The sequence below is a fragment of the Sinorhizobium arboris LMG 14919 genome, assembly GCF_000427465.1.
Taxonomy (GTDB): Bacteria; Pseudomonadota; Alphaproteobacteria; order Rhizobiales; family Rhizobiaceae; genus Sinorhizobium; species Sinorhizobium arboris.
Genome location: NZ_ATYB01000014.1, coordinates 1,162,536 through 1,181,980, shown reverse-complemented (window position 1 = coordinate 1,181,980; position 19,445 = coordinate 1,162,536). Strand labels below are relative to the sequence as shown.

The 19,445-nt window shown below is 59.8% G+C and carries 30 protein-coding genes; all 30 read right to left on the bottom strand.

Features of this window, described 5'->3' with window-relative positions; all coding sequences use genetic code 11:
- Nucleotides 1-78: 78 nt before the first annotated feature.
- Nucleotides 79-1,089 carry a DNA-directed RNA polymerase subunit alpha gene (locus tag SINAR_RS0116840; RefSeq protein ID WP_003536494.1) on the bottom strand — a complete coding sequence of 337 codons (1,011 nt, stop codon included), beginning with the start codon at nt 1,087-1,089 and terminating at the stop codon, nt 79-81.
- 103 nt (nt 1,090-1,192) lie between these two features.
- Nucleotides 1,193-1,582, bottom strand: a complete 390-nt coding sequence (gene rpsK / locus SINAR_RS0116835; protein WP_003536496.1) for a 30S ribosomal protein S11 — start codon at nt 1,580-1,582, stop codon at nt 1,193-1,195.
- A 232-nt stretch (nt 1,583-1,814) separates the two neighbouring features.
- Nucleotides 1,815-2,183, bottom strand: coding sequence for a 30S ribosomal protein S13 (gene rpsM, locus SINAR_RS0116825; RefSeq protein WP_011975187.1), 369 nt, complete (start codon nt 2,181-2,183; stop codon nt 1,815-1,817).
- A gap of 230 nt (nt 2,184-2,413) precedes the next feature.
- The gene (locus SINAR_RS0116820) at nt 2,414-2,992 is read right to left on the bottom strand and encodes an adenylate kinase (RefSeq protein ID WP_028000166.1); all 579 of its coding nucleotides are present in this window, start codon (nt 2,990-2,992) and stop codon (nt 2,414-2,416) included.
- Entirely contained in the window at nt 2,989-4,329 is a 1,341-nt protein-coding gene (gene secY, locus SINAR_RS0116815; protein ID WP_028000165.1) for a preprotein translocase subunit SecY, read from the bottom strand. Before secY ends, SINAR_RS0116820 begins: the two co-directional genes overlap by 4 nt.
- A 235-nt stretch (nt 4,330-4,564) precedes the next feature.
- Nucleotides 4,565-5,035: a 50S ribosomal protein L15 gene (gene rplO / locus SINAR_RS0116810; RefSeq protein ID WP_028000164.1), complete on the bottom strand. Its 471-nt coding sequence runs from the start codon at nt 5,033-5,035 to the stop codon at nt 4,565-4,567.
- 13 nt (nt 5,036-5,048) lie between these two features.
- Nucleotides 5,049-5,252 carry a 50S ribosomal protein L30 gene (gene rpmD / locus SINAR_RS0116805; RefSeq protein WP_026617379.1) on the bottom strand — a complete coding sequence of 68 codons (204 nt, stop codon included), beginning with the start codon at nt 5,250-5,252 and terminating at the stop codon, nt 5,049-5,051.
- Nucleotides 5,253-5,264: 12 nt separating this feature from the next.
- Nucleotides 5,265-5,834, bottom strand: a complete 570-nt coding sequence (gene rpsE / locus SINAR_RS0116800; RefSeq protein ID WP_028000163.1) for a 30S ribosomal protein S5 — start codon at nt 5,832-5,834, stop codon at nt 5,265-5,267.
- Between the two features lie 133 nt (nt 5,835-5,967).
- Nucleotides 5,968-6,330, bottom strand: coding sequence for a 50S ribosomal protein L18 (gene rplR / locus SINAR_RS0116795; protein WP_018010417.1), 363 nt, complete (start codon nt 6,328-6,330; stop codon nt 5,968-5,970).
- A gap of 12 nt (nt 6,331-6,342) precedes the next feature.
- The gene (gene rplF, locus SINAR_RS0116790; RefSeq protein WP_028000162.1) at nt 6,343-6,876 is read right to left on the bottom strand and encodes a 50S ribosomal protein L6; all 534 of its coding nucleotides are present in this window, start codon (nt 6,874-6,876) and stop codon (nt 6,343-6,345) included.
- 40 nt (nt 6,877-6,916) lie between these two features.
- Nucleotides 6,917-7,315, bottom strand: coding sequence for a 30S ribosomal protein S8 (gene rpsH, locus SINAR_RS0116785; protein WP_028000161.1), 399 nt, complete (start codon nt 7,313-7,315; stop codon nt 6,917-6,919).
- Nucleotides 7,316-7,327: 12 nt separating this feature from the next.
- On the bottom strand, nt 7,328-7,633 hold the full coding sequence (rpsN, locus tag SINAR_RS0116780) for a 30S ribosomal protein S14 (protein WP_028000160.1): 306 nt from the start codon (nt 7,631-7,633) through the stop codon (nt 7,328-7,330).
- 34 nt (nt 7,634-7,667) lie between these two features.
- A complete protein-coding gene (gene rplE, locus SINAR_RS0116775) occupies nt 7,668-8,225 on the bottom strand; it encodes a 50S ribosomal protein L5 (RefSeq protein WP_028000159.1) in 558 nt (185 codons plus the stop codon).
- Complete coding sequence (rplX, locus tag SINAR_RS0116770; protein WP_028000158.1) at nt 8,218-8,529, bottom strand: 50S ribosomal protein L24; 312 nt, start codon at nt 8,527-8,529, stop codon at nt 8,218-8,220. The genes rplE and rplX overlap by 8 nt, the downstream gene beginning before the upstream one ends.
- 14 nt (nt 8,530-8,543) lie before the next feature.
- The gene (rplN, locus tag SINAR_RS0116765; protein WP_012707761.1) at nt 8,544-8,912 is read right to left on the bottom strand and encodes a 50S ribosomal protein L14; all 369 of its coding nucleotides are present in this window, start codon (nt 8,910-8,912) and stop codon (nt 8,544-8,546) included.
- A 178-nt stretch (nt 8,913-9,090) separates the two neighbouring features.
- A complete protein-coding gene (gene rpsQ, locus SINAR_RS0116760) occupies nt 9,091-9,327 on the bottom strand; it encodes a 30S ribosomal protein S17 (RefSeq protein ID WP_003536527.1) in 237 nt (78 codons plus the stop codon).
- A gap of 13 nt (nt 9,328-9,340) precedes the next feature.
- A complete protein-coding gene (gene rpmC / locus SINAR_RS0116755) occupies nt 9,341-9,541 on the bottom strand; it encodes a 50S ribosomal protein L29 (RefSeq protein ID WP_003536529.1) in 201 nt (66 codons plus the stop codon).
- Between the two features lie 12 nt (nt 9,542-9,553).
- Nucleotides 9,554-9,967 (bottom strand): 50S ribosomal protein L16, encoded by a 414-nt coding sequence (gene rplP / locus SINAR_RS0116750; protein WP_011975175.1) that lies wholly within the window; start codon nt 9,965-9,967, stop codon nt 9,554-9,556.
- A 38-nt stretch (nt 9,968-10,005) separates the two neighbouring features.
- Nucleotides 10,006-10,719: a 30S ribosomal protein S3 gene (gene rpsC / locus SINAR_RS0116745; protein ID WP_028000157.1), complete on the bottom strand. Its 714-nt coding sequence runs from the start codon at nt 10,717-10,719 to the stop codon at nt 10,006-10,008.
- Nucleotides 10,719-11,108, bottom strand: coding sequence for a 50S ribosomal protein L22 (gene rplV, locus SINAR_RS0116740; RefSeq protein WP_003536535.1), 390 nt, complete (start codon nt 11,106-11,108; stop codon nt 10,719-10,721). The genes rpsC and rplV overlap by 1 nt, the downstream gene beginning before the upstream one ends.
- A gap of 2 nt (nt 11,109-11,110) precedes the next feature.
- On the bottom strand, nt 11,111-11,389 hold the full coding sequence (gene rpsS / locus SINAR_RS0116735; RefSeq protein ID WP_002964358.1) for a 30S ribosomal protein S19: 279 nt from the start codon (nt 11,387-11,389) through the stop codon (nt 11,111-11,113).
- A 15-nt stretch (nt 11,390-11,404) separates the two neighbouring features.
- On the bottom strand, nt 11,405-12,241 hold the full coding sequence (gene rplB, locus SINAR_RS0116730) for a 50S ribosomal protein L2 (protein ID WP_028000155.1): 837 nt from the start codon (nt 12,239-12,241) through the stop codon (nt 11,405-11,407).
- A gap of 44 nt (nt 12,242-12,285) precedes the next feature.
- Nucleotides 12,286-12,579 (bottom strand): 50S ribosomal protein L23, encoded by a 294-nt coding sequence (locus SINAR_RS0116725; RefSeq protein ID WP_003536621.1) that lies wholly within the window; start codon nt 12,577-12,579, stop codon nt 12,286-12,288.
- Nucleotides 12,576-13,196 (bottom strand): 50S ribosomal protein L4, encoded by a 621-nt coding sequence (gene rplD / locus SINAR_RS0116720; RefSeq protein WP_028000154.1) that lies wholly within the window; start codon nt 13,194-13,196, stop codon nt 12,576-12,578. Before rplD ends, SINAR_RS0116725 begins: the two co-directional genes overlap by 4 nt.
- A 12-nt stretch (nt 13,197-13,208) precedes the next feature.
- A complete protein-coding gene (gene rplC / locus SINAR_RS0116715) occupies nt 13,209-13,895 on the bottom strand; it encodes a 50S ribosomal protein L3 (protein WP_028000153.1) in 687 nt (228 codons plus the stop codon).
- Between the two features lie 122 nt (nt 13,896-14,017).
- Complete coding sequence (gene rpsJ, locus SINAR_RS0116710) at nt 14,018-14,326, bottom strand: 30S ribosomal protein S10 (RefSeq protein ID WP_003507767.1); 309 nt, start codon at nt 14,324-14,326, stop codon at nt 14,018-14,020.
- A 142-nt stretch (nt 14,327-14,468) separates the two neighbouring features.
- Nucleotides 14,469-15,644, bottom strand: a complete 1,176-nt coding sequence (gene tuf, locus SINAR_RS0116705; RefSeq protein WP_028000142.1) for an elongation factor Tu — start codon at nt 15,642-15,644, stop codon at nt 14,469-14,471.
- A gap of 71 nt (nt 15,645-15,715) precedes the next feature.
- Nucleotides 15,716-17,815 (bottom strand): elongation factor G, encoded by a 2,100-nt coding sequence (gene fusA / locus SINAR_RS0116700; protein ID WP_028000152.1) that lies wholly within the window; start codon nt 17,813-17,815, stop codon nt 15,716-15,718.
- 29 nt (nt 17,816-17,844) lie between these two features.
- Nucleotides 17,845-18,315: a 30S ribosomal protein S7 gene (gene rpsG, locus SINAR_RS0116695; RefSeq protein ID WP_003536198.1), complete on the bottom strand. Its 471-nt coding sequence runs from the start codon at nt 18,313-18,315 to the stop codon at nt 17,845-17,847.
- Between the two features lie 58 nt (nt 18,316-18,373).
- Nucleotides 18,374-18,745, bottom strand: coding sequence for a 30S ribosomal protein S12 (rpsL, locus tag SINAR_RS0116690; protein ID WP_003507760.1), 372 nt, complete (start codon nt 18,743-18,745; stop codon nt 18,374-18,376).
- Nucleotides 18,746-19,445: the final 700 nt, after the last annotated feature.

Sequence of the window (19,445 nt, the reverse complement as noted above, 5' to 3'; positions counted from 1 at the left end):
GAAGGCTTGAAGCGGTAAGCAATATACGCAGTTAACTTCTAAGGCCAGCTTTACGCGTTCTTTCGAACGCGTGCGGCCTTAGTACTGGTCTTCGTAGCGCTTGGCGAGATCTTCGATATTCTCCGGCGGCCAGGACGGCACTTCCATGCCGAGGTGCAGGCCCATGGAAGCGAGAACTTCCTTGATCTCGTTGAGCGACTTGCGACCAAAATTCGGCGTGCGGAGCATTTCTGCTTCGGTCTTCTGAATCAGGTCGCCGATATAGACGATGTTGTCGTTCTTCAGGCAGTTGGCCGAACGGACGGAAAGTTCCAGTTCGTCGACCTTCTTGAGAAGCGCCGGGTTGAAGGCGAGTTCTGTGACCGCTTCTTCCTCGGTTTCCTTCTGCGGCTCGTCGAAGTTGACGAAGACCGACAGCTGGTCCTGAAGGATGCGGGCCGCAAAAGCGATCGCATCTTCACCGGTGACGGAGCCATCGGTTTCGATGGACATCGTCAGCTTGTCATAGTCGAGAACCTGGCCCTCACGGGTGTTTTCCACCTTGTAGGAGACCTTCTTGACCGGGGAGTACAGGCTGTCGACCGGAATGAGGCCGATCGGCGCATCTTCCGAGCGGTTGCGGTCTGCCGGTACGTAACCCTTGCCGTTGTTGACGGTGAACTCCATGCGGATTTCCGCGCCCTCGTCGAGGGTGCAGATCACGTGGTTCGGGTTGAGGATCTCGATGTCGCCAACCGTCTGAATGTCACCGGCGGTCACAACGCCCGGGCCCTGCTTGCGCACGACCATGCGCTTTGCGTCGTCGCCATCCATCTTGATGGCGATTTCCTTGATGTTGAGCACGATGTCGGTCACGTCTTCCCGGACACCCGGGATAGAAGAGAACTCATGCAATACGCCGTCGATCTGAACCGCGGTTACCGCAGCACCGCGCAGCGACGACAAAAGTACGCGGCGAAGCGCGTTGCCGAGCGTCAGGCCAAAGCCGCGCTCAAGCGGCTCCGCGACCAACGTTGCCTTGGTGCGGCCGGAGGAGGCGAACTCCACCTTGTTCGGCTTGATCAATTCCTGCCAATTTTTCTGGATCATGTTTTCTGCCTTCCGTTCGTTGCCACCATCCAATCGTGACAACCGAGCCCCGAAGACCGGGAGGACGCCGGAACGTCCTCACCGGAATGTTGAATACAGATGATCAGACGCGGCGCTTCTTGCGCGGACGGCAGCCATTGTGCGGGATCGGGGTCACGTCACGGATCGACGTGATCATGAAACCCGCAGCCTGGAGCGCGCGAAGAGCGGATTCACGACCGGAACCCGGACCGCAAACTTCCACTTCCAGCGACTTCATGCCATGTTCCTGGGCCTTCTTGGCGCAATCTTCAGCAGCGATCTGCGCGGCGAACGGGGTCGACTTGCGCGAACCCTTGAAACCCTTCGCACCGGCGGACGACCAGGCAATGGCATTGCCCTGCGCGTCGGTGATGGTGATCATCGTGTTGTTGAACGACGAATTGACGTGTGCAACGCCAGACGTAATGTTCTTGCGCTCGCGGCGGCGAACGCGGGTGGCTTCCTTGGCCATAGGATCCCTTTCTTAGATCTCTGCACCGCCGTAATTCCAGCGGCTCCACCGGGAAAAGGATTGGTCGTCCCCTACCCTGCATCTTTCAAATTCGCGGCAGCCGAATAAACCGGCTTCGCGGGCATTTCGCGGAGCCGGTAACGGCCGTCGCGATGGTCGGACACTTGCCCTTCCCAAACTGCAAAAGGAGGCCGGCGCGTGCGCCAGCCTCCCGTTTTCCCTTTTCGGGAAATTACTTCTTCTTGCCGGCAATCGCCTTTGCCGGACCCTTGCGGGTGCGGGCATTGGTGTGCGTGCGCTGGCCGCGCACCGGCAGACCGCGACGATGGCGAAGACCGCGGTAGCAGCCGAGGTCCATCAGGCGCTTGATGTTCATCGAGGTCTCGCGACGCAGGTCGCCCTCAACCTGATAGTCGCGGTCGATCGTTTCACGGATCTGAAGAACTTCAGCGTCCGTCAACTGATGCACGCGACGTTCGGCCGGGATACCGACCTTTTCGACGATTTCCTGTGCGAATTTCGTGCCGATCCCGTGAATATACGTCAGCGCGATGACAACGCGCTTTGCGGTCGGGATGTTGACGCCAGCGATACGTGCCACGTCTATTCTCCTTGCGTTCCAGTTGCCTACAGGCAATAGGTGCTTCGTTACGCGACCTTAATAGCCGCACGTTGATTGAGGTTCGAGACACGTCAAAAACGACCGTACCCGGACTTCATTTCCTTGAAGACCGCGCCGATCGCTTCTCATGTCGCGAGTTGACGCTGTCTTTGGAGGAATCGGCCGGAAAAGTCAACTCCCCGGCGCTTCCATTTTGGCAAAGGCTGCGCCTATGCCAGAATCTTCTCGATCTCGGCAGTAACCGTAGTCACGTCCGCCATGCCGTCCACGGTCTTCAACCGGCCGGTTCGGGCGTAGTGTTCCGAAAGCGGCGCGGTCTTTTCCCGGTATTCCTGCAGGCGGCGACGGAATGCTTCCGGATTGTCGTCGGAGCGCACCGTGCCGCCCGCCGCGACGGTTTCCGCTACGCGATTCTCCATGCGCCGCACAAGCGCCGCCTCATCGACCTTCAACTCAATGACCGCATCGAGTTTCAGACCTTTGTCTTCGAGCATCCGGTCAAGCGCGACGGCCTGCGGAACCGTGCGCGGGTAGCCGTCCAGAATGAAGCCCCTGGCGCAGTCCGGCGCATCGATGCGGTCGGAGACGATCTCGTTGACGATTTCGTCGGAGACGAGCTGGCCGGCATCCATCACGGCTTTCGCTCGCTTGCCGACCTCGGTCGCCTGAGCTACGGCCGCCCGGAGCATGTCCCCCGTGGAAAGCTGCGGAATGCCGTATCTCTCCGTCAGAAGCTTGGCCTGAGTACCCTTGCCAGCGCCCGGCGGCCCCAAAAAAATAAGTCTCATCGTCCCCTCTTTCCTCCGCGCAGCTTCGACTTCTTGATCAGCCCCTCATATTGCTGGGCAATGAGGTGACCCTGGATCTGTGCTACCGTATCGAGGGTCACGCTGACAACAATCAAAAGCGACGTACCACCAAGGTAGAACGGCACGCCCGTCTGCGAGATGAGGATCTCGGGTAGGATGCAGACAAAGACCAGGTAGATCGCGCCGATAACGGTAATGCGCGTCAACACGTAGTCGATGTATTCGGCCGTGCGTTCGCCAGGACGAATACCCGGGATGAACCCGCCATGCTTCTTCAGATTGTCGGCCGTGTCCTTCGGATTGAAGACGATGGCCGTGTAGAAGAACGCGAAAAAGGCAATCATCGCGCCGTAGAGGATTATATAGAGCGGCTGCCCGTGAGCCAGCGCCCCGACGATGGTCGTCGCCCAGCCCGGCATGGTCGCGGTGTTGCTAAAGCCCGCCAGCGTAGCCGGCAGCAGGAGCAGCGACGATGCGAAGATAGCAGGGATCACGCCCGAGGTGTTGAGCTTCAGCGGCAGGTGCGACGTGTCGCCCTGGAACATCCGGTTGCCGACCTGGCGTTTCGGATACTGGATCAACAGCCGCCGCTGGGCGCGCTCGACAAAGACGATCAGCGCGATCACGGCGACGACCATGACGATGATCGCAAGGATCAAAGGCGTCGACAGAGCGCCGGTGCGGCCGAGCTCCAGCGTTCCGGCAAGCGCCGAGGGCAGAGCGGCGACGATGCCGGCGAAGATGATCAGCGAAATGCCGTTACCGATGCCGCGCGACGTGATCTGTTCGCCGAGCCACATCAGGAACATCGTGCCGCCGAGGAGCGAAATAACGGTGGAAATACGGAAGAACCAGCCCGGATCGTTAACGAGCCCACTGCCGCTTTCGAGACCGACTGCAATGCCGTAGGCCTGCATCGCGCCGAGCAGCACCGTGCCGTAGCGGGTGTACTGGTTGATGACCTTGCGGCCCTGCTCGCCTTCCTTCTTCAGCTGCTCGAGCGCCGGAACGACCGACGTCATCAGCTGCACGATGATCGAAGCGGAGATGTAGGGCATGATGCCGAGCGCAAAGATCGCCATACGTTCGACTGCGCCGCCCGAGAACATGTTGAAGAGGCCGAGAATGCCCCCAGATTGTCCCTGGAACGCCTGTGCGAATGCGTCCGGGTTAAGGCCGGGCAACGGAATATAGGTGCCAAGTCGGTAGACCAGAAGCGCACCAAGGGTGAACCAGAGGCGCTTTTTCAGATCTTCCGCCTTGGCGAAAGTCGAAAAATTCAGGTTCGAGGCGAGCTGTTCCGCTGCAGAAGCCATGCAATTCTCCGCGTACCAAGTCTCGGAAACACGGGAAATCCCGGTCGTTCCGGATGGAATCAGTTTTCGTCGTTGAAAACCAGGCGCGAGGCGATTGTCGCTGCAATCGGATGCCTCACCGTGGTTTCCGTTATGTCCCGTCGCGGCAGGCGATTCGCTGCGCTTGGACGTGAGGCTCACATATGGGAGCAAAACCGCCCGGCGTGAAGCACCCCGGGCGGTTCATCAGTCATATTTATTCGGCAGCTGCGGCGAGCAGCTTGATGGAACCGCCAGCCTTCTCGATCTTCTCGATCGCCGGCTTGGAGGCGCCGGCAACTTCCAGCGAAACCTTCGCCTTCAGTTCGCCGTCAGCAAGGACGCGCACGCCATCCTTGACGCGGCGGATGACACCGGCAGCCTTCAGAGCGGCGGCGTCGACGGTCTTGGATGCGTCCAGCTTCTTGGCGTCCACTGCGGCCTGGATACGGCCGAGCGACACTTCGACGAATTCCGACGCGAAGATGTTGTTGAAGCCGCGCTTCGGCAGGCGACGGTAGATGGGCATCTGACCGCCTTCGAAGCCGTTGATCGAGACGCCCGAACGCGCCTTCTGACCCTTCACGCCACGGCCGCCGGTCTTGCCGGAACCCGAGCCGATACCGCGCCCTACACGCTTGCGGTTCTTGGTCGCGCCTTCGTTGTCCTTGATTTCATTCAGTTTCATTTCAGGATCCCCCTCACTTCTCGTCGACGACGCGAACGAGGTGCTGGACGGCCCGGATCATGCCGCGAACGGCCGGAGTGTCTTCCAGCGTGCGTACCCGGTGCATCTTGTTGAGGCCCAGACCGATGAGCGTCTGACGCTGCACGGCAGGACGGCGAATGGGGCTACCGATCTGTTCGACGGTAACCGTCTTCTTGGCAACTTCCTTCTTAGCCATCTGTCAGCTCCCTTATTCTTCGGAAGCAACGCCGGCGGAAACGCGACGGGACTGGAGCGTGGCGTATTTCATGCCGCGCTGTGCCGCGATGTCCTTCGGGTGCATCTGGTTCTTGAGCGCGTCGAAGGTGGCGCGAACCATGTTGTAGGGGTTCGACGAGCCGGTCGACTTGGCTACGACGTCATAAACGCCGAGCGTCTCGAAGACGGCGCGCATCGGACCACCGGCAATGATACCGGTACCGGGCTTTGCCGAACGCAGCAGCACCTTGCCGGCGCCGTGACGGCCATGAACGTCGTGATGCAGAGTGCGGCCGCCGCGCAGCGGTACGAAGATCAGGTCGCGCTTGGCGGCTTCCGTGGCCTTGCGGATGGCTTCAGGCACTTCACGTGCCTTGCCATGACCGAAGCCGACGCGACCTTTCTGGTCGCCCACGACGACGAGAGCGGCGAAACCAAAACGACGGCCGCCCTTCACCACCTTGGCGACGCGGTTGATGGCGACGAGCTTGTCGACAAACTCGCTGTCGCGCTCTTCGCGGTTCTGGCGATCTTCGCGAGAACCTCTTCTTTCTTGTGCCATTGTCCTCTTCCTTTTTCTTTTCCGGGTGCAATCGGCAGATTGACGAAGACCGCCTCGCTTCCTTGGAAATCGAAGCGGCCGGGAATTTACGAAGCCGGGATGCGCCCGGGCATTGCTGCCCGGGCGACGAACCTTAGAAGTTCAGGCCGCCTTCGCGAGCTGCCTCGGCCAGCGCCTTGATGCGGCCGTGGTAGATGAAGGCGCCACGGTCAAAGACAACGTCCTTGACGCCCGCCTTGGAAGCACGCTCCGCCAGGAGCTTGCCGACCGCCGTAGCGGCCTCGGTATCAGCGCCGGTCTTCAGCGAAGACCGCAGATCCGTGTCGAGGGTCGATGCCGAAGCAATCGTCTTGCCGGCAACATCGTCAATGATCTGCGCATAGATGTTCTTCGACGAGCGATGAACCGACAGGCGCGGGCGGCCATTGGCAACCGCCTTGATTTGACGGCGCACGCGGCTGGCGCGACGCACAAGAGTATCTTTCCTGCTAGCCATTTCGCGTGATCCTTACTTCTTCTTGCCTTCTTTGCGGACAATCCGCTCTTCGGCATACTTGACGCCCTTGCCCTTGTAGGGCTCGGGGCCACGGTATTCGCGGATTTCCGCGGCAACCTGACCGACCTGCTGCTTGTTGATTCCGGAGACGACGATTTCCGTCGGCTTCGGCACAGCGATCGTGATGCCTTCCGGCGTCTGGTAGACGACGTCGTGGCTGAAGCCGAGCGCCAGCTGCAGGTTCTTGCCCTGCATGGAAGCGCGGTAACCGACGCCGTTGATTTCGAGCTTGCGCTCGTAACCGTCCTTCACGCCCTTGAAGATGTTCTCGATCATCGTGCGGGACATGCCCCACTTTGCGCGAGCATCCTTGCTCTCATTGGCCGGCTGAACGACAACCGTGTTGTTTTCGAGCTTCACCGAAACTTCGTCGTTTGCGACGAAGAACAGTTCGCCCTTCGGGCCCTTTGCCGTTACCTTCTGGCCATCCACGTTAGCCGTGACGCCTGCCGGAACTTGAACGGGCTTTTTACCGATACGAGACATTTTTATACCTGTCTGTTCGCTATGGAGATCCTGCTCGGCCTTAGAAGACCGAGCAAAGAACCTCGCCACCAACATTCTGTTCGCGTGCCTGGTGATCGGCCATCACACCCTTCGGAGTCGAAAGGATCGTGATGCCGAGGCCGTTCGCGACCTGCGGAATGGACTTGACCGAGACATAGACCCGGCGGCCCGGCTTGGAGACGCGCGCGATCTCACGGATCACGGAGGCGCCTTCGTAGTATTTCAGTTCGATGCTCAGCTCGGACTTGCCGTTGCCGAATTCGACTTCAGAGTATCCGCGGATGTAGCCCTCAGCCTGAAGGACATCCAGAACGCGTGCGCGAAGCTTGGAAGCCGGCGTAGAAACGCTCGACTTGCGGCGAGCAGCGCCGTTGCGGATACGGGTGAGCATATCGCCCAAAGGATCAGTCATTGCCATGTACCCGTCTCCTTACCAGCTCGACTTGACCACACCCGGCACCTTGCCGAGATTGCCCAGTTCGCGAAGCGCAATACGCGACATGCGCAGCTTGCGATAATAGGCGCGCGGACGACCGGTGACTTCGCAACGGTTGCGGATGCGGGTCTTGGACCCATCGCGAGGCAGATCCGCCAGCTTCAGGGTGGCCTTGAACCGCTCTTCGATCGGCAAAGACTGGTTCATGATGATTGCCTTCAGAGCCGCGCGCTTGGCGGCATGGTTGGCAACCAGTTTGCGGCGGCGCTTGTTCTTTTCAACTGCGCTCGTTTTCGCCATAACAGTTATCCTTCTTTACGCTTGTCGTTACGGATTACTGACGGAACGGGAAGTTGAACTCTTTGAGCAGAGCGCGTGCTTCGTCGTCGTTAGTAGCCGTCGTGCAAACGATGATGTCCATGCCCCACATCTGATCAACCTTGTCGTAGTTGATCTCAGGGAACACAATGTGCTCCTTGATGCCCATGGCAAAATTGCCACGACCATCGAAGGACTTCGGATTGAGGCCGCGGAAGTCTCGTACACGCGGAAGAGCGATGTTGATGAGACGATCCAGGAACTCGTACATCCGAACGCCGCGCAGGGTAACCTTGGCACCAATCGGCATGCCTTCGCGGAGCTTGAAGCCAGCGATGGAGTTGCGAGCGCGGGTGATCACCGGCTTCTGGCCGGCAATCGCAGCGAGGTCGGCAGCAGCAACGGACGGCTTCTTGGAATCACCAGTCGCTTCGCCAACACCCATGTTGATAACGATCTTGTCGAGGCGCGGGATCTGCATTTCGTTGAAGTAGGAGAACTGCTCCTGCATCGCCTTGCGGATGCGCTCTACATATTCCTTCTTGAGCCGCGGCTCATAAGCGGACTTAGCCATCGATCACATCTCCCGAACGCTTGGCCACGCGGACCTTCTTGTCACCTTCGATCTTGAAGCCGACACGGGTCGGCTTGCCGTCCTTCGGATCGGCGATCGCGATGTTCGACAGGTGGATCGGGGCTTCCTTGGTGATGATGCCGGCTTCCTGGTTCTGGGTCTGGCGCTGGTGACGCTTCACCACGTTTACGCCGCGCACGAGAGCCCGGTCTTCCTTCGGCATGACCTGGATGACTTCGCCGGTGCGGCCCTTGTCCTTACCGGTCAGAACGACGACCTTGTCGCCTTTGCGAATCTTTTGCATCTCTGATCGCTCCCTTAGAGTACTTCCGGAGCCAGCGAGATGATCTTCATGTGGTTCTTGGCGCGGAGTTCGCGCGGAACCGGTCCGAAGATACGGGTGCCGATCGGCTCTTTCTTGTTGTCGATGAGAACGGCTGCGTTGGTGTCGAAACGGATGACGCTGCCATCCGGACGGCGGATGTCCTTCGCGGTGCGAACGACAACTGCCTTCATGACATCACCTTTCTTCACGCGGCCGCGCGGAATGGCTTCCTTGATCGAAACGACAATGATGTCGCCGATCGACGCGTACTTGCGCTTGGAGCCGCCCAGCACCTTGATGCACATGACACGACGTGCGCCGGAATTATCCGCCACGTCGAGGTTTGTTTGCATCTGAATCATGTCAGGTCGCCTTCTTGTTGTTACCAGGCCGGTTGGGTCGGAACCCCCTCGCCCGGCTTATTGTGCTCATCTCAAAGCAAAAGAACGCTCGGACTCGAGCGTTCCTCGGCTTTAATTGCGTGCTTCATACAGATATTTGCCCGAGACGCAAGGGTCCGGCGGACAAAACCTGCATAAATCAAGACTGGGCGGAAACCACCGTCCAGCGCTTGTCCTTGGAGATCGGCGCGCATTCCTCGATGGAAACGAGGTCGCCGACCTTGAACTGGTTGTTCTCGTCGTGCGCCTTGTACTTCTTGGAACGACGAACGGTCTTCTGAAGGATCGGGTGCGCAAAGCGGCGCTCGACCCGGACGACGACGGTCTTGTCGTTCTTGTCACTGACGACGGTGCCCTGCAGAATGCGTTTCGGCATATTCTTCTGGTCCTTAGGCCTTGGCTTCTGCCGCCTTCTGGCGGGCAATGGTTTTGATGCGCGCGATGTCCTTGCGGACCTCGTTGATGCGCGAAGACTTCTCGAGCTGGCCGGTTGCCTTCTGGAAGCGCAGGTTGAACTGCTCCTTCTTCAGCTTGGCAAGCTCTTCCTTGAGTTGGTCGGCGCTCAGAGCGCGAACGTCTGCGGCTTTCATGAGCTTCACTCCTTACTCTGCGATACGCTGCACGAAGCGCGTCTTGACAGAGAGCTTGGCAGCGCCGAGGCGAAGCGCCTCGCGGGCGAGCTCTTCGCTGACACCGTCGATCTCGAACATCATGCGGCCGGGCTTGACCTTGCATGCCCAGTATTCGACCGAACCCTTGCCCTTACCCATGCGGACTTCGGTCGGCTTTGCCGTGACCGGAACGTCGGGGAATACCCGGATCCAGACGCGGCCGGCGCGCTTCATATGACGGGTGATCGCACGGCGGGCCGCTTCGATCTCGCGAGCATTGACGCGGTTCGGCTCCTGAGCCTTCAGACCGAATTCGCCGAAGGCCAGGTCGGAGCCGCCCTTCGCGACGCCCTTGATGCGTCCCTTGAACTGCTTGCGATACTTCGTACGCTTTGGCTGCAACATTTTTTTACTTCTCCGATATTGGCTGCCACGCGCGAATGTTACGCGTTCTCGCGGCGACGCTCTCTGCCGCCACCGCCCTGGTTGTCACTCTCGGTCGCGCGGCGCTCGGAAGCCATCGGATCGTGCTCAAGGATTTCACCCTTGAAAATCCAGACCTTGACACCGCAGATACCGAAAGCGGTTTCGGCTTCGGCCGTGCCGTAGTCGATGTCGGCGCGCAGCGTATGCAGCGGAACGCGGCCTTCACGATACCATTCGGTACGGGCGATTTCCGCACCGCCGAGACGGCCGGCGCAGGTGATCTTGATGCCTTCGGCGCCGAGACGCATTGCCGACTGAACGGCACGCTTCATCGCACGACGGAACGCTACACGACGCTCGAGCTGCTGAGCGATCGACTGTGCAACGAGAGTCGCGTCGACTTCCGGCTTGCGCACCTCGACGATGTTGAGGTGCGTTTCCGAATTGGTCATCTCGGAAAGCTTCCTGCGGAGCTTTTCGATGTCGGCGCCCTTCTTGCCGATGATCAGGCCCGGGCGAGCCGAGTGGATCGTAACGCGGCACTTCTTGTGCGGACGCTCGATGACGACCTTGGCGATACCGGCCGCCTTCAGTTCTTCCATCAGATAGGCGCGGATCTTCAGGTCTTCGTGAAGAAGCTGGCCGTATTCCGCGTTATCCGCGAACCAACGGCTATCCCAGGTCCGGTTGATGCCGAGACGGAAACCGATCGGATTAATTTTCTGGCCCATTATGCGGCCTCCCCTTTGGCTTCCACTTCACGAACGACGATCGTCAAGTGCGCGAACGGCTTTTCGACGCGCGATGCACGGCCGCGACCACGGGCGTGGAAGCGCTTCATCACGATCGACTTGCCAACAAAAGCTTCTGCGACGATGAGCGAATCAACGTCGAGATCATGGTTGTTCTCTGCGTTAGCGATCGCAGATTCAAGCGTCTTCTTGACCGTGCCTGCAATGCGCTTGCGCGAGAACTCGAGTTCGGCCAGAGCCCGGTCTACCTTCTTGCCGCGGATCAGCGCGGCAACAAGGTTGAGCTTCTGGGGGCTGACGCGGATCGTGCGCGCAACGGCCTGCGCCTCATTATCCTTCAGCCGGCGTTCGGCTTTTGCCTTGCCCATTGTTACTTCCTCTTCGCTTTCTTGTCCGCGCCATGACCGTAATAGGTCCGGGTCGGAGCGAATTCACCGAACTTGTGACCGACCATTTCCTCGGACACCGAGACGGGAACATGCTTGTTGCCGTTGTAGACGCCGAAGGTCAGACCGACGAACTGCGGAAGGATCGTGGAGCGACGGCTCCACATCTTGATCACTTCGTTGCGGCCGCCTTCGCGGACCTTCTCAGCCTTCTTGAGAAGATAACCGTCAACAAACGGACCTTTCCATACTGAACGAGCCACTTGAGACTTCCTCTCTTACTTCTTGCGCTGATGACGCGAGCGCATAATGAACTTGTCGGTCGACTTGTTGGAGCGCGTGCGCTTACCCTTTGTGGGCTTGCCCCATGGAGTGACCGGATGGCGACCACCGGAGGTGCGGCCTTCGCCGCCGCCGTGCGGATGGTCGACCGGGTTCATGACAACGCCGCGTACGTGCGGGCGCTTGCCGCGCCAGCGCGAACGGCCGGCCTTACCATCATTGATGTTGCCGTGGTCGGGGTTCGATACAGCACCGATCGATGCGAGGCAAGAGCCGTGCACCAGGCGCTGCTCGCCCGAGTTCAGGCGCAGGATCGCCATCCCCTGGTCGCGGCCGACGAGCTGAGCGTAGGTTCCGGCGGAGCGGGCGATCTGCCCACCCTTGCCCGGCTTCATTTCCACGTTGTGGATGATGGAGCCGACCGGAATGAACTGCAGCGGCATAGCGTTGCCGGGCTTTACGTCGACGGCCTTTTCCGAGGCAATCACCTTATCGCCCGCGGCCAGGCGCTGCGGCGCCAGGATATAGGCCTGTTCACCGTCAGCATAGTTGACGAGCGCGATGAAAGCCGTGCGGTTCGGGTCGTATTCCAGACGCTCGACCGTGCCTTCGACGTCGAACTTGCGACGCTTGAAGTCGACCAGACGGTAGGTCCGCTTGTGACCACCGCCCTGGAAACGGACGGTGATGCGGCCCAGATTGTTGCGACCGCCCTTGGAGGACAGGCCCTCGGTCAGCGTCTTTACCGGCTTGCCCTTGTAGAGGCCCGCCCGGCTGACGATGACCAGTTGACGCTGGCTCGGCGTCGTCGGATTGAAGCTTTTCAATGCCATTTTCATGTTCCCTTTTGGGTTTTTACCCTAAATGGGCCTATCCGTTAGAGACCGGTGGAAACGTCGATGGACTGACCGTCGGCGAGCGTTACGATCGCCTTCTTCACGTCCTTCTGCTTTCCGGCGAAGCCGCGGAAGCGCTTCAGCTTGCCCTTGCGGACGAGCGTGTTCACGGCCGTGACCTTCACGCCGAACAGCGCTTCGACGGCAGCCTTGATCTCAGGCTTCGAAGCACCCTTGGCGACATTGAAGACGACCTGGTTCTGTTCCGAGACCAGCGTCGACTTTTCGGTGATCGAGGGAGACACGATCACGTCGTAGTGCCGAAGATCCGTCATTTGAACCGCTCCTCCAGAGCTTCCACAGCAGCCTTGGAAAGCACGAGCTTGCCACGGCGCAGAATGTCGTAAACGTTGATGCCCTGAACCGGCAGAACGTCCACATTCGGGATGTTCTGGGCTGCGAGCTTGAAGTTGCCTTCGATCTCGGCTCCGCCGATGATCAGGGCGTTGGTGAGGCCGAGCGAGGCGAATGCACCGGCGAGCGCCTTCGTCTTTGCTTCATTGGCGACGAGATCGTCGACGACGATGATCTCTTCAGCCTTCAGCTTGGCCGACAGCGCATGGCGCAGGCCGAGTGCACGGATCTTCTTCGGAAGATCGTGTGCATGGCTGCGGACGACCGGACCGTGAGCCTTGCCGCCGCCGCGGAACTGCGGAGCACGAGCCGAATGGTGGCGGGCGCGGCCCGTACCCTTCTGCTTGTACATCTTGGCGCCGGTACGGGAGACTTCCGCACGGCCCTTGGACTTGTGCGTGCCCTGCTGGCGCTTTGCGAGCTGCCAGCGAACGACGCGGGCGATGATGTCTTCACGAGGCTCGAGACCGAAAATGGCGTCAGAAAGGGAAACCTTTCCCGCGTCCTTGCCCTCGAGGGTTTTGACGGTGAGATCCATTATTCGGCTCCCTTACTTCGATTCTGCGGCGCGCACTGCGGCAGGGCGCGGTGCGCCTTCCGGAGTGCCCGACTTGATGGCGTCACGGACGACGATCCAGGAACCCTTGGAGCCGGGAACTGCACCCTTGACCAGGATCAGACCACGATCTTCGTCGGTCGATACGACTTCGAGGTTCTGCGTGGTGACGCGCGTCTGGCCCATATGACCAGCCATGCGCTTGCCCTTCCAGACGCGGCCCGGATCCTGGTTGGAACCGGTCGAACCATGCGAACGGTGCGATACGGACACGCCGTGCGTTGCACGCAGGCCGCCGAAGTTATGGCGCTTGATAGCGCCGGCAAAACCCTTACCGATGGTGGTGCCGGTAACGTCCACGAGCTGCCCGGCGACGAAATGGCCCGCCGTAAGCTCGGCGCCAATGTCGATCAGGTTGTCGGCGCTCACGCGGAACTCGACGAGCTTTGCCTTCGGCTCAACGCTCGCAGCGGCGAAATGGCCGCGCATAGCCTTCGGCGTATTCTTGACCTTCGAACGGCCGGCACCCAGCTGAACTGCCGTATACCCGTTCTTTTCTTCCGTGCGGTGGGCCACTACCTGGCAGTTTTCCAGCCGCAATACTGTTACCGGGATATGCTCGCCGGCGTCGTTGTAGACGCGGGTCATTCCCACCTTCTGTGCAATCACACCTGAACGCATCGGTTCACGCCTCTTGTTTAGGGTTCCCATCCGGTGCTTGACGCACCTTCCGGTTTCCTGTTCCTGGAAGCCGTTGGAGAAGCTCCACGTACCTTCCTTGTTATTTCGGCTTGCGCCGGGTCTTACAGCTTGATCTCGACGTCGACGCCGGCGGCCAGATCGAGCTTCATCAGCGCGTCCACCGTCTGCGGGGTCGGATCTACGATATCGAGAAGACGCTTGTGCGTGCGCATCTCGAACTGTTCGCGGCTCTTCTTGTCGACGTGGGGCGACCGGTTGACCGTGAATTTCTCAATCCGGGTCGGAAGCGGCACGGGCCCGCGCACACTCGCACCGGTGCGCTTGGCCGTCGACACGATTTCGCGCGTGGAGGCATCGAGGATCCGGTGATCAAACGCCTTGAGGCGGATGCGGATATTCTGGCCGTTCATTCGACTTGTCCTTGCTCGTGTTTTCCGGTGTGCTCACGAGGCACACACTTGAAGTATTCGTTTCGCTTAGCCGCTTCTTTTCAAAAATCGCAGGGACATGGCCGACCATGTCCCTGCCGAAACGGCTCAAGCCGTTTTCTTTTTACTCGACGATGGAGGCGACGATGCCTGCGCCGACGGTGCGGCCGCCTTCGCGGATAGCGAAGCGCAGCTTTTCTTCCATCGCGATCGGCACGATCAGCTCGACGTCAACCGTGACGTTGTCGCCCGGCATGACCATTTCCGTGCCTTCCGGCAGCGTCACGATGCCGGTCACGTCCGTCGTGCGGAAGTAGAACTGCGGACGGTAGTTGGTGAAGAACGGCGTATGACGGCCGCCCTCTTCCTTCGTCAGGATGTAGGCTTCAGCCTTGAACTTGCGGTGCGGCTTGACCGAACCCGGCTTGCACAGAATCTGACCGCGCTCGACCCCGTTGCGGTCGACGCCGCGCAGAAGCGCGCCGATGTTGTCGCCGGCCTGGCCCTGGTCGAGCAGCTTGCGGAACATTTCAACGCCCGTGCAGGTCGTCTTCGTCGTCGGACGGATGCCGACGATCTCGATTTCCTCACCCACCTTGACGATGCCGCGCTCGACGCGGCCGGTCACAACCGTACCGCGGCCCGAGATCGAGAACACGTCTTCGATCGGCATCAGGAACGGCTGGTCGATCGGACGCTCCGGCGTCGGAATGTAGGAGTCGACCGCAGCCATCAGCTCGCGGATCGCGTCTTCGCCGATCTTCTTGTCCGAATCTTCAAGCGCAGCCAGAGCCGAACCCTTGATGATCGGGATGTCGTCGCCCGGGAATTCGTAGGACGACAGAAGTTCGCGCACTTCCAGCTCGACGAGCTCGAGAAGTTCCGCGTCGTCGACCTGGTCGACCTTGTTCAGGAACACCACAATCGCCGGAACGCCGACCTGGCGGGCGAGCAGAATGTGTTCGCGCGTCTGCGGCATCGGGCCGTCGGCTGCCGAAACCACCAGAATAGCGCCGTCCATCTGCGCCGCACCGGTGATCATGTTCTTGACGTAGTCGGCGTGGCCGGGGCAGTCGACATGCGCATAGTGACGGTTCGGCGTCTCGTATTCCACGTGCGCCGTCGAAATCGTGATCCCGCGCGCCTTTTCTTCCGGCGCAGCGTCGATCTGGTCATACGCCTTGAACTCGCCGAAATACTTCGTGATCGCTGCCGTCAGCGACGTCTTGCCATGGTCAACGTGGCCAATCGTGCCAATGTTAACGTGCGGCTTATTGCGCTCAAATTTGCTCTTTGCCATTTCCGGCTCTCCGTTTCCTGTCCCCTAGAGGGGAAATCTTTTCATTCTGTTTCAGCGCGAGGCTATTCCGGTCACTTCTGACCGGAATACTTCGCCTGGATTTCCTGCGCGACGTTCGACGGAACCGGCGCGTAGTGATCGAACAGCATCGTGTACTGAGCGCGGCCCTGCGACATGGAACGCAGGTTGTCCACGTACTTGAACATGTTCGCGAGCGGCACGTGGGCATTGATCACCACGGCGACGCCGCGGGCTTCCTGACCCTGGATCTGGCCACGGCGAGAGTTCAGGTCACCGATAACGTCACCGACGTAATCTTCCGGCGTCACGACCTCGACCTTCATGATCGGCTCGAGAAGCTGAGCACCAGCCTTCTTGGCCGCTTCGCGGAAGCAGGCACGGGAAGCGATTTCGAAGGCCAGGACCGACGAGTCGACGTCATGGAACGCACCGTCGATCAGCGTCGCCTTGACGCCCAGCATCGGGAAGCCAGCAAGCGGACCCGAGGACAGAACGCTTTCGATACCCTTCTGAACGCCCGGAATGTACTCCTTCGGAACGGCACCGCCGACGATCTTCGACTCGAATACGAAATCTTCGCCTTCCGGGTTCGGCTCGAAGACGATCTTGACGCGAGCGAACTGACCGGTACCACCGGACTGCTTCTTGTGCGTGTAGTCTTCCTCGTGCTGACGCGTGATGGTTTCGCGGTAGGCAACCTGCGGAGCACCGACCGAAGCTTCGACCTTGAACTCGCGACGCATGCGGTCGACGATGATGTCCAGGTGAAGTTCGCCCATGCCGGCGATGATCGTCTGGCCGGATTCCTCATCGGTCTTGACGCGGAAGGACGGATCTTCGGCAGCCAGACGGTTGAGCGCGAGGCCCATCTTTTCCTGGTCGCCCTTCGTCTTCGGCTCGATCGCGATCTGGATGACCGGCTCCGGGAATTCCATGCGCTCCAGGATAACCGGCTTCAGCGGATCGCAAAGCGTATCGCCCGTGGTGGTTTCCTTAAGGCCGGCCAGAGCAACGATGTCGCCAGCGAAGGCTTCTTCGATGTCTTCACGCGAGTTGGAGTGCATCTGCAGCATACGGCCGACGCGCTCGCGTTTCTCCTTGACCGTATTCATCACCGACGTGCCCTTTTCGAGCTTGCCGGAATAGATGCGCGCGAAGGTCAGCGAACCGACGAACGGGTCGTTCATGATCTTGAACGCCAGCATCGAAAGCGGCTCGTTGTCGTCAGCCTTACGGATGATCTCGCCGTCCGTCTTGACGTCGATGCCCTTGATCGCCGGAATGTCGATCGGCGACGGCAGGTAGTCTACAACTGCGTCGAGCAGAGGCTGAACGCCCTTGTTCTTGAAGGCCGTGCCGCAGAACATCGGGTGGAACTTGACGTCGATCGTACCGCGACGAACCAGTTCGCGGATCTTGTCGTTGTCCGGATAGGTGCCTTCAAGGTAGGCTTCCATTGCCGCTTCGTCGATCTCGACAACCGTCTCGATCAGCTTTTCACGGTACTCTTCCGCCTTTTCCTTCATGTCGGCCGGGATTTCGACGACGTCCCACTGGGCGCCGAGGGATTCGTCGCGCCATACGAGAGCATTCATCTCGATCAGGTCGACGACGCCCTTGAAGTCGCTTTCAGCGCCGATCGGCAGCTGCATGACGACAGCCGTCGCGCCGAGGCGCGCCTTGATCATTTCGACCGAACGGTAGAAGTCCGCACCGGTCTTGTCCATCTTGTTGCAGAAGATCATGCGCGGAACATGATACTTCTCCGCCTGGCGCCAGACGGTTTCCGTCTGCGGCTCGACGCCGGCATTGGCATCGAGGAGCGCGATCGCGCCGTCGAGAACGCGCAGCGAGCGCTCGACTTCGATCGTGAAGTCGACGTGGCCGGGAGTGTCGATGATGTTGAAGCGGCGCGTCTTACCGTCGCGACCCTTCCAGAAGGTCGTCGTAGCAGCAGACGTAATCGTAATGCCGCGCTCCTGCTCCTGCTCCATCCAGTCCATGGTTGCAGCGCCGTCATGGACTTCGCCGATCTTGTGGGACTTGCCGGTGTAGTAAAGGATACGCTCGGTCGTCGTCGTCTTGCCGGCGTCGATGTGCGCCATGATACCGAAATTTCGGTAGTCTTCGATTTTATATTCGCGAGCCATGAGAGACTGCCTTTCGAAACCTGTTCGGATTACCAACGGTAGTGCGAGAACGCACGGTTGGCATCAGCCATCTTGTGGGTGTCTTCGCGCTTCTTCACTGCGCTGCCGCGATTGTTCGCTGCGTCCATGAGTTCGCCGCACAGGCGATCGACCATGGTCGTTTCATTGCGCTTACGGGCAGCCGCGATCAGCCAGCGGATAGCGAGAGCCTGGCGGCGCTCCGGACGAACATCGACCGGAACCTGGTAAGTAGCACCACCGACGCGGCGCGAACGCACTTCGACATGCGGAGCAATGTTGTCGAGCGCGGAGTGGAACACGGCGACCGGCTCCTGCTTCAGCTTCGACTGGACCGCATCGAACGCACCGTAGACGATGCTCTCCGCAACGGACTTCTTGCCGTGCAGCATGATTGCGTTCATGAACTTCGTGACGACCAGATCACCGAACTTCGGATCCGGATTGATCTCACGCTTTTCTGCTCTGTGACGTCGGGACATACTTTTCGTCTCTCAACTTTTAAATCTTGTGACCAGCGAAATGGCGCCGGTTGCGATGTTATTTCGGACGCTTCGCGCCATACTTGGAACGGCGCTGCTTGCGGTTCTTCACACCCTGCGTATCGAGAACGCCGCGGATGATGTGGTAACGAACACCCGGAAGGTCCTTCACGCGGCCGCCGCGGATCATGACCACGGAGTGCTCCTGAAGGTTGTGGCCTTCACCCGGAATGTAGCCGATCACTTCGAAGCCGTTGGTCAGGCGGATCTTGGCAACCTTACGGAGAGCCGAGTTCGGCTTCTTCGGGGTCGTCGTGTAGACGCGGGTGCAAACGCCGCGCTTCTGCGGGTTCTCCTGCAGAGCAGGAACCTTGTTGCGCTTTACCTGTGCCTGACGCGGCTTGCGGATCAGCTGGTTTACGGTAGGCATCTAACCATCCCTTACAAAAACTTGTCTCGTTACCCTTTCGGGCGGATCGCTTGCCGTCGCCGGCAACAACGAACGCCTATGAAATGCGCAAAACGAGGGCCGATCCGCCTTTTCGCAGATGGCCCCACCAAAAGCAGAGGACGCCCTATTTCGCGCGTCTTGCGTGCAGCATTATGTCGTCAGCGTGCGTTTTGAACCTTGTTTGAGGCGAACTCCAGAACGCGCCGTTCCGAACCAGCCAGCCTCACATGGGCTCTGATGCGGCGGGGTGTACTGATTTCGGGGCGATCCGTCAAGGGCAATTAAGAAATAATCTGGGCACTGCAGCCCTGATATGCCCGAGAAACAAGGCTTTGCGCCCTGGTTCTGCCCGCGGGTTGGCCGAACGCCGGCCCGCATCGTCGCATAGTCGTTCGCACTTAAGGAATCAGCAACCTCTTTCTGTCGTTTTCCACGACGGCGAGTCGTCCGCCCTCCTCTTCCTCCACCAGCGCGTCCCTCACCACCTTTTTTTGAAGCCATCCGCCCCGATTCCGGAACGGGTTTCGATCTGGCGCAATATGCAGTAGAGCAGGATGAGGCAAAGTGTATCCGGTTTCCCCGCATCCCTCGTCTCAACGCTTGAGAATCGATCGCGACGGTTTCGGCCGCTTTCGGCCTAAAATGAACGCGATCGCCCGCTACTATTCTTCGAAGAGGA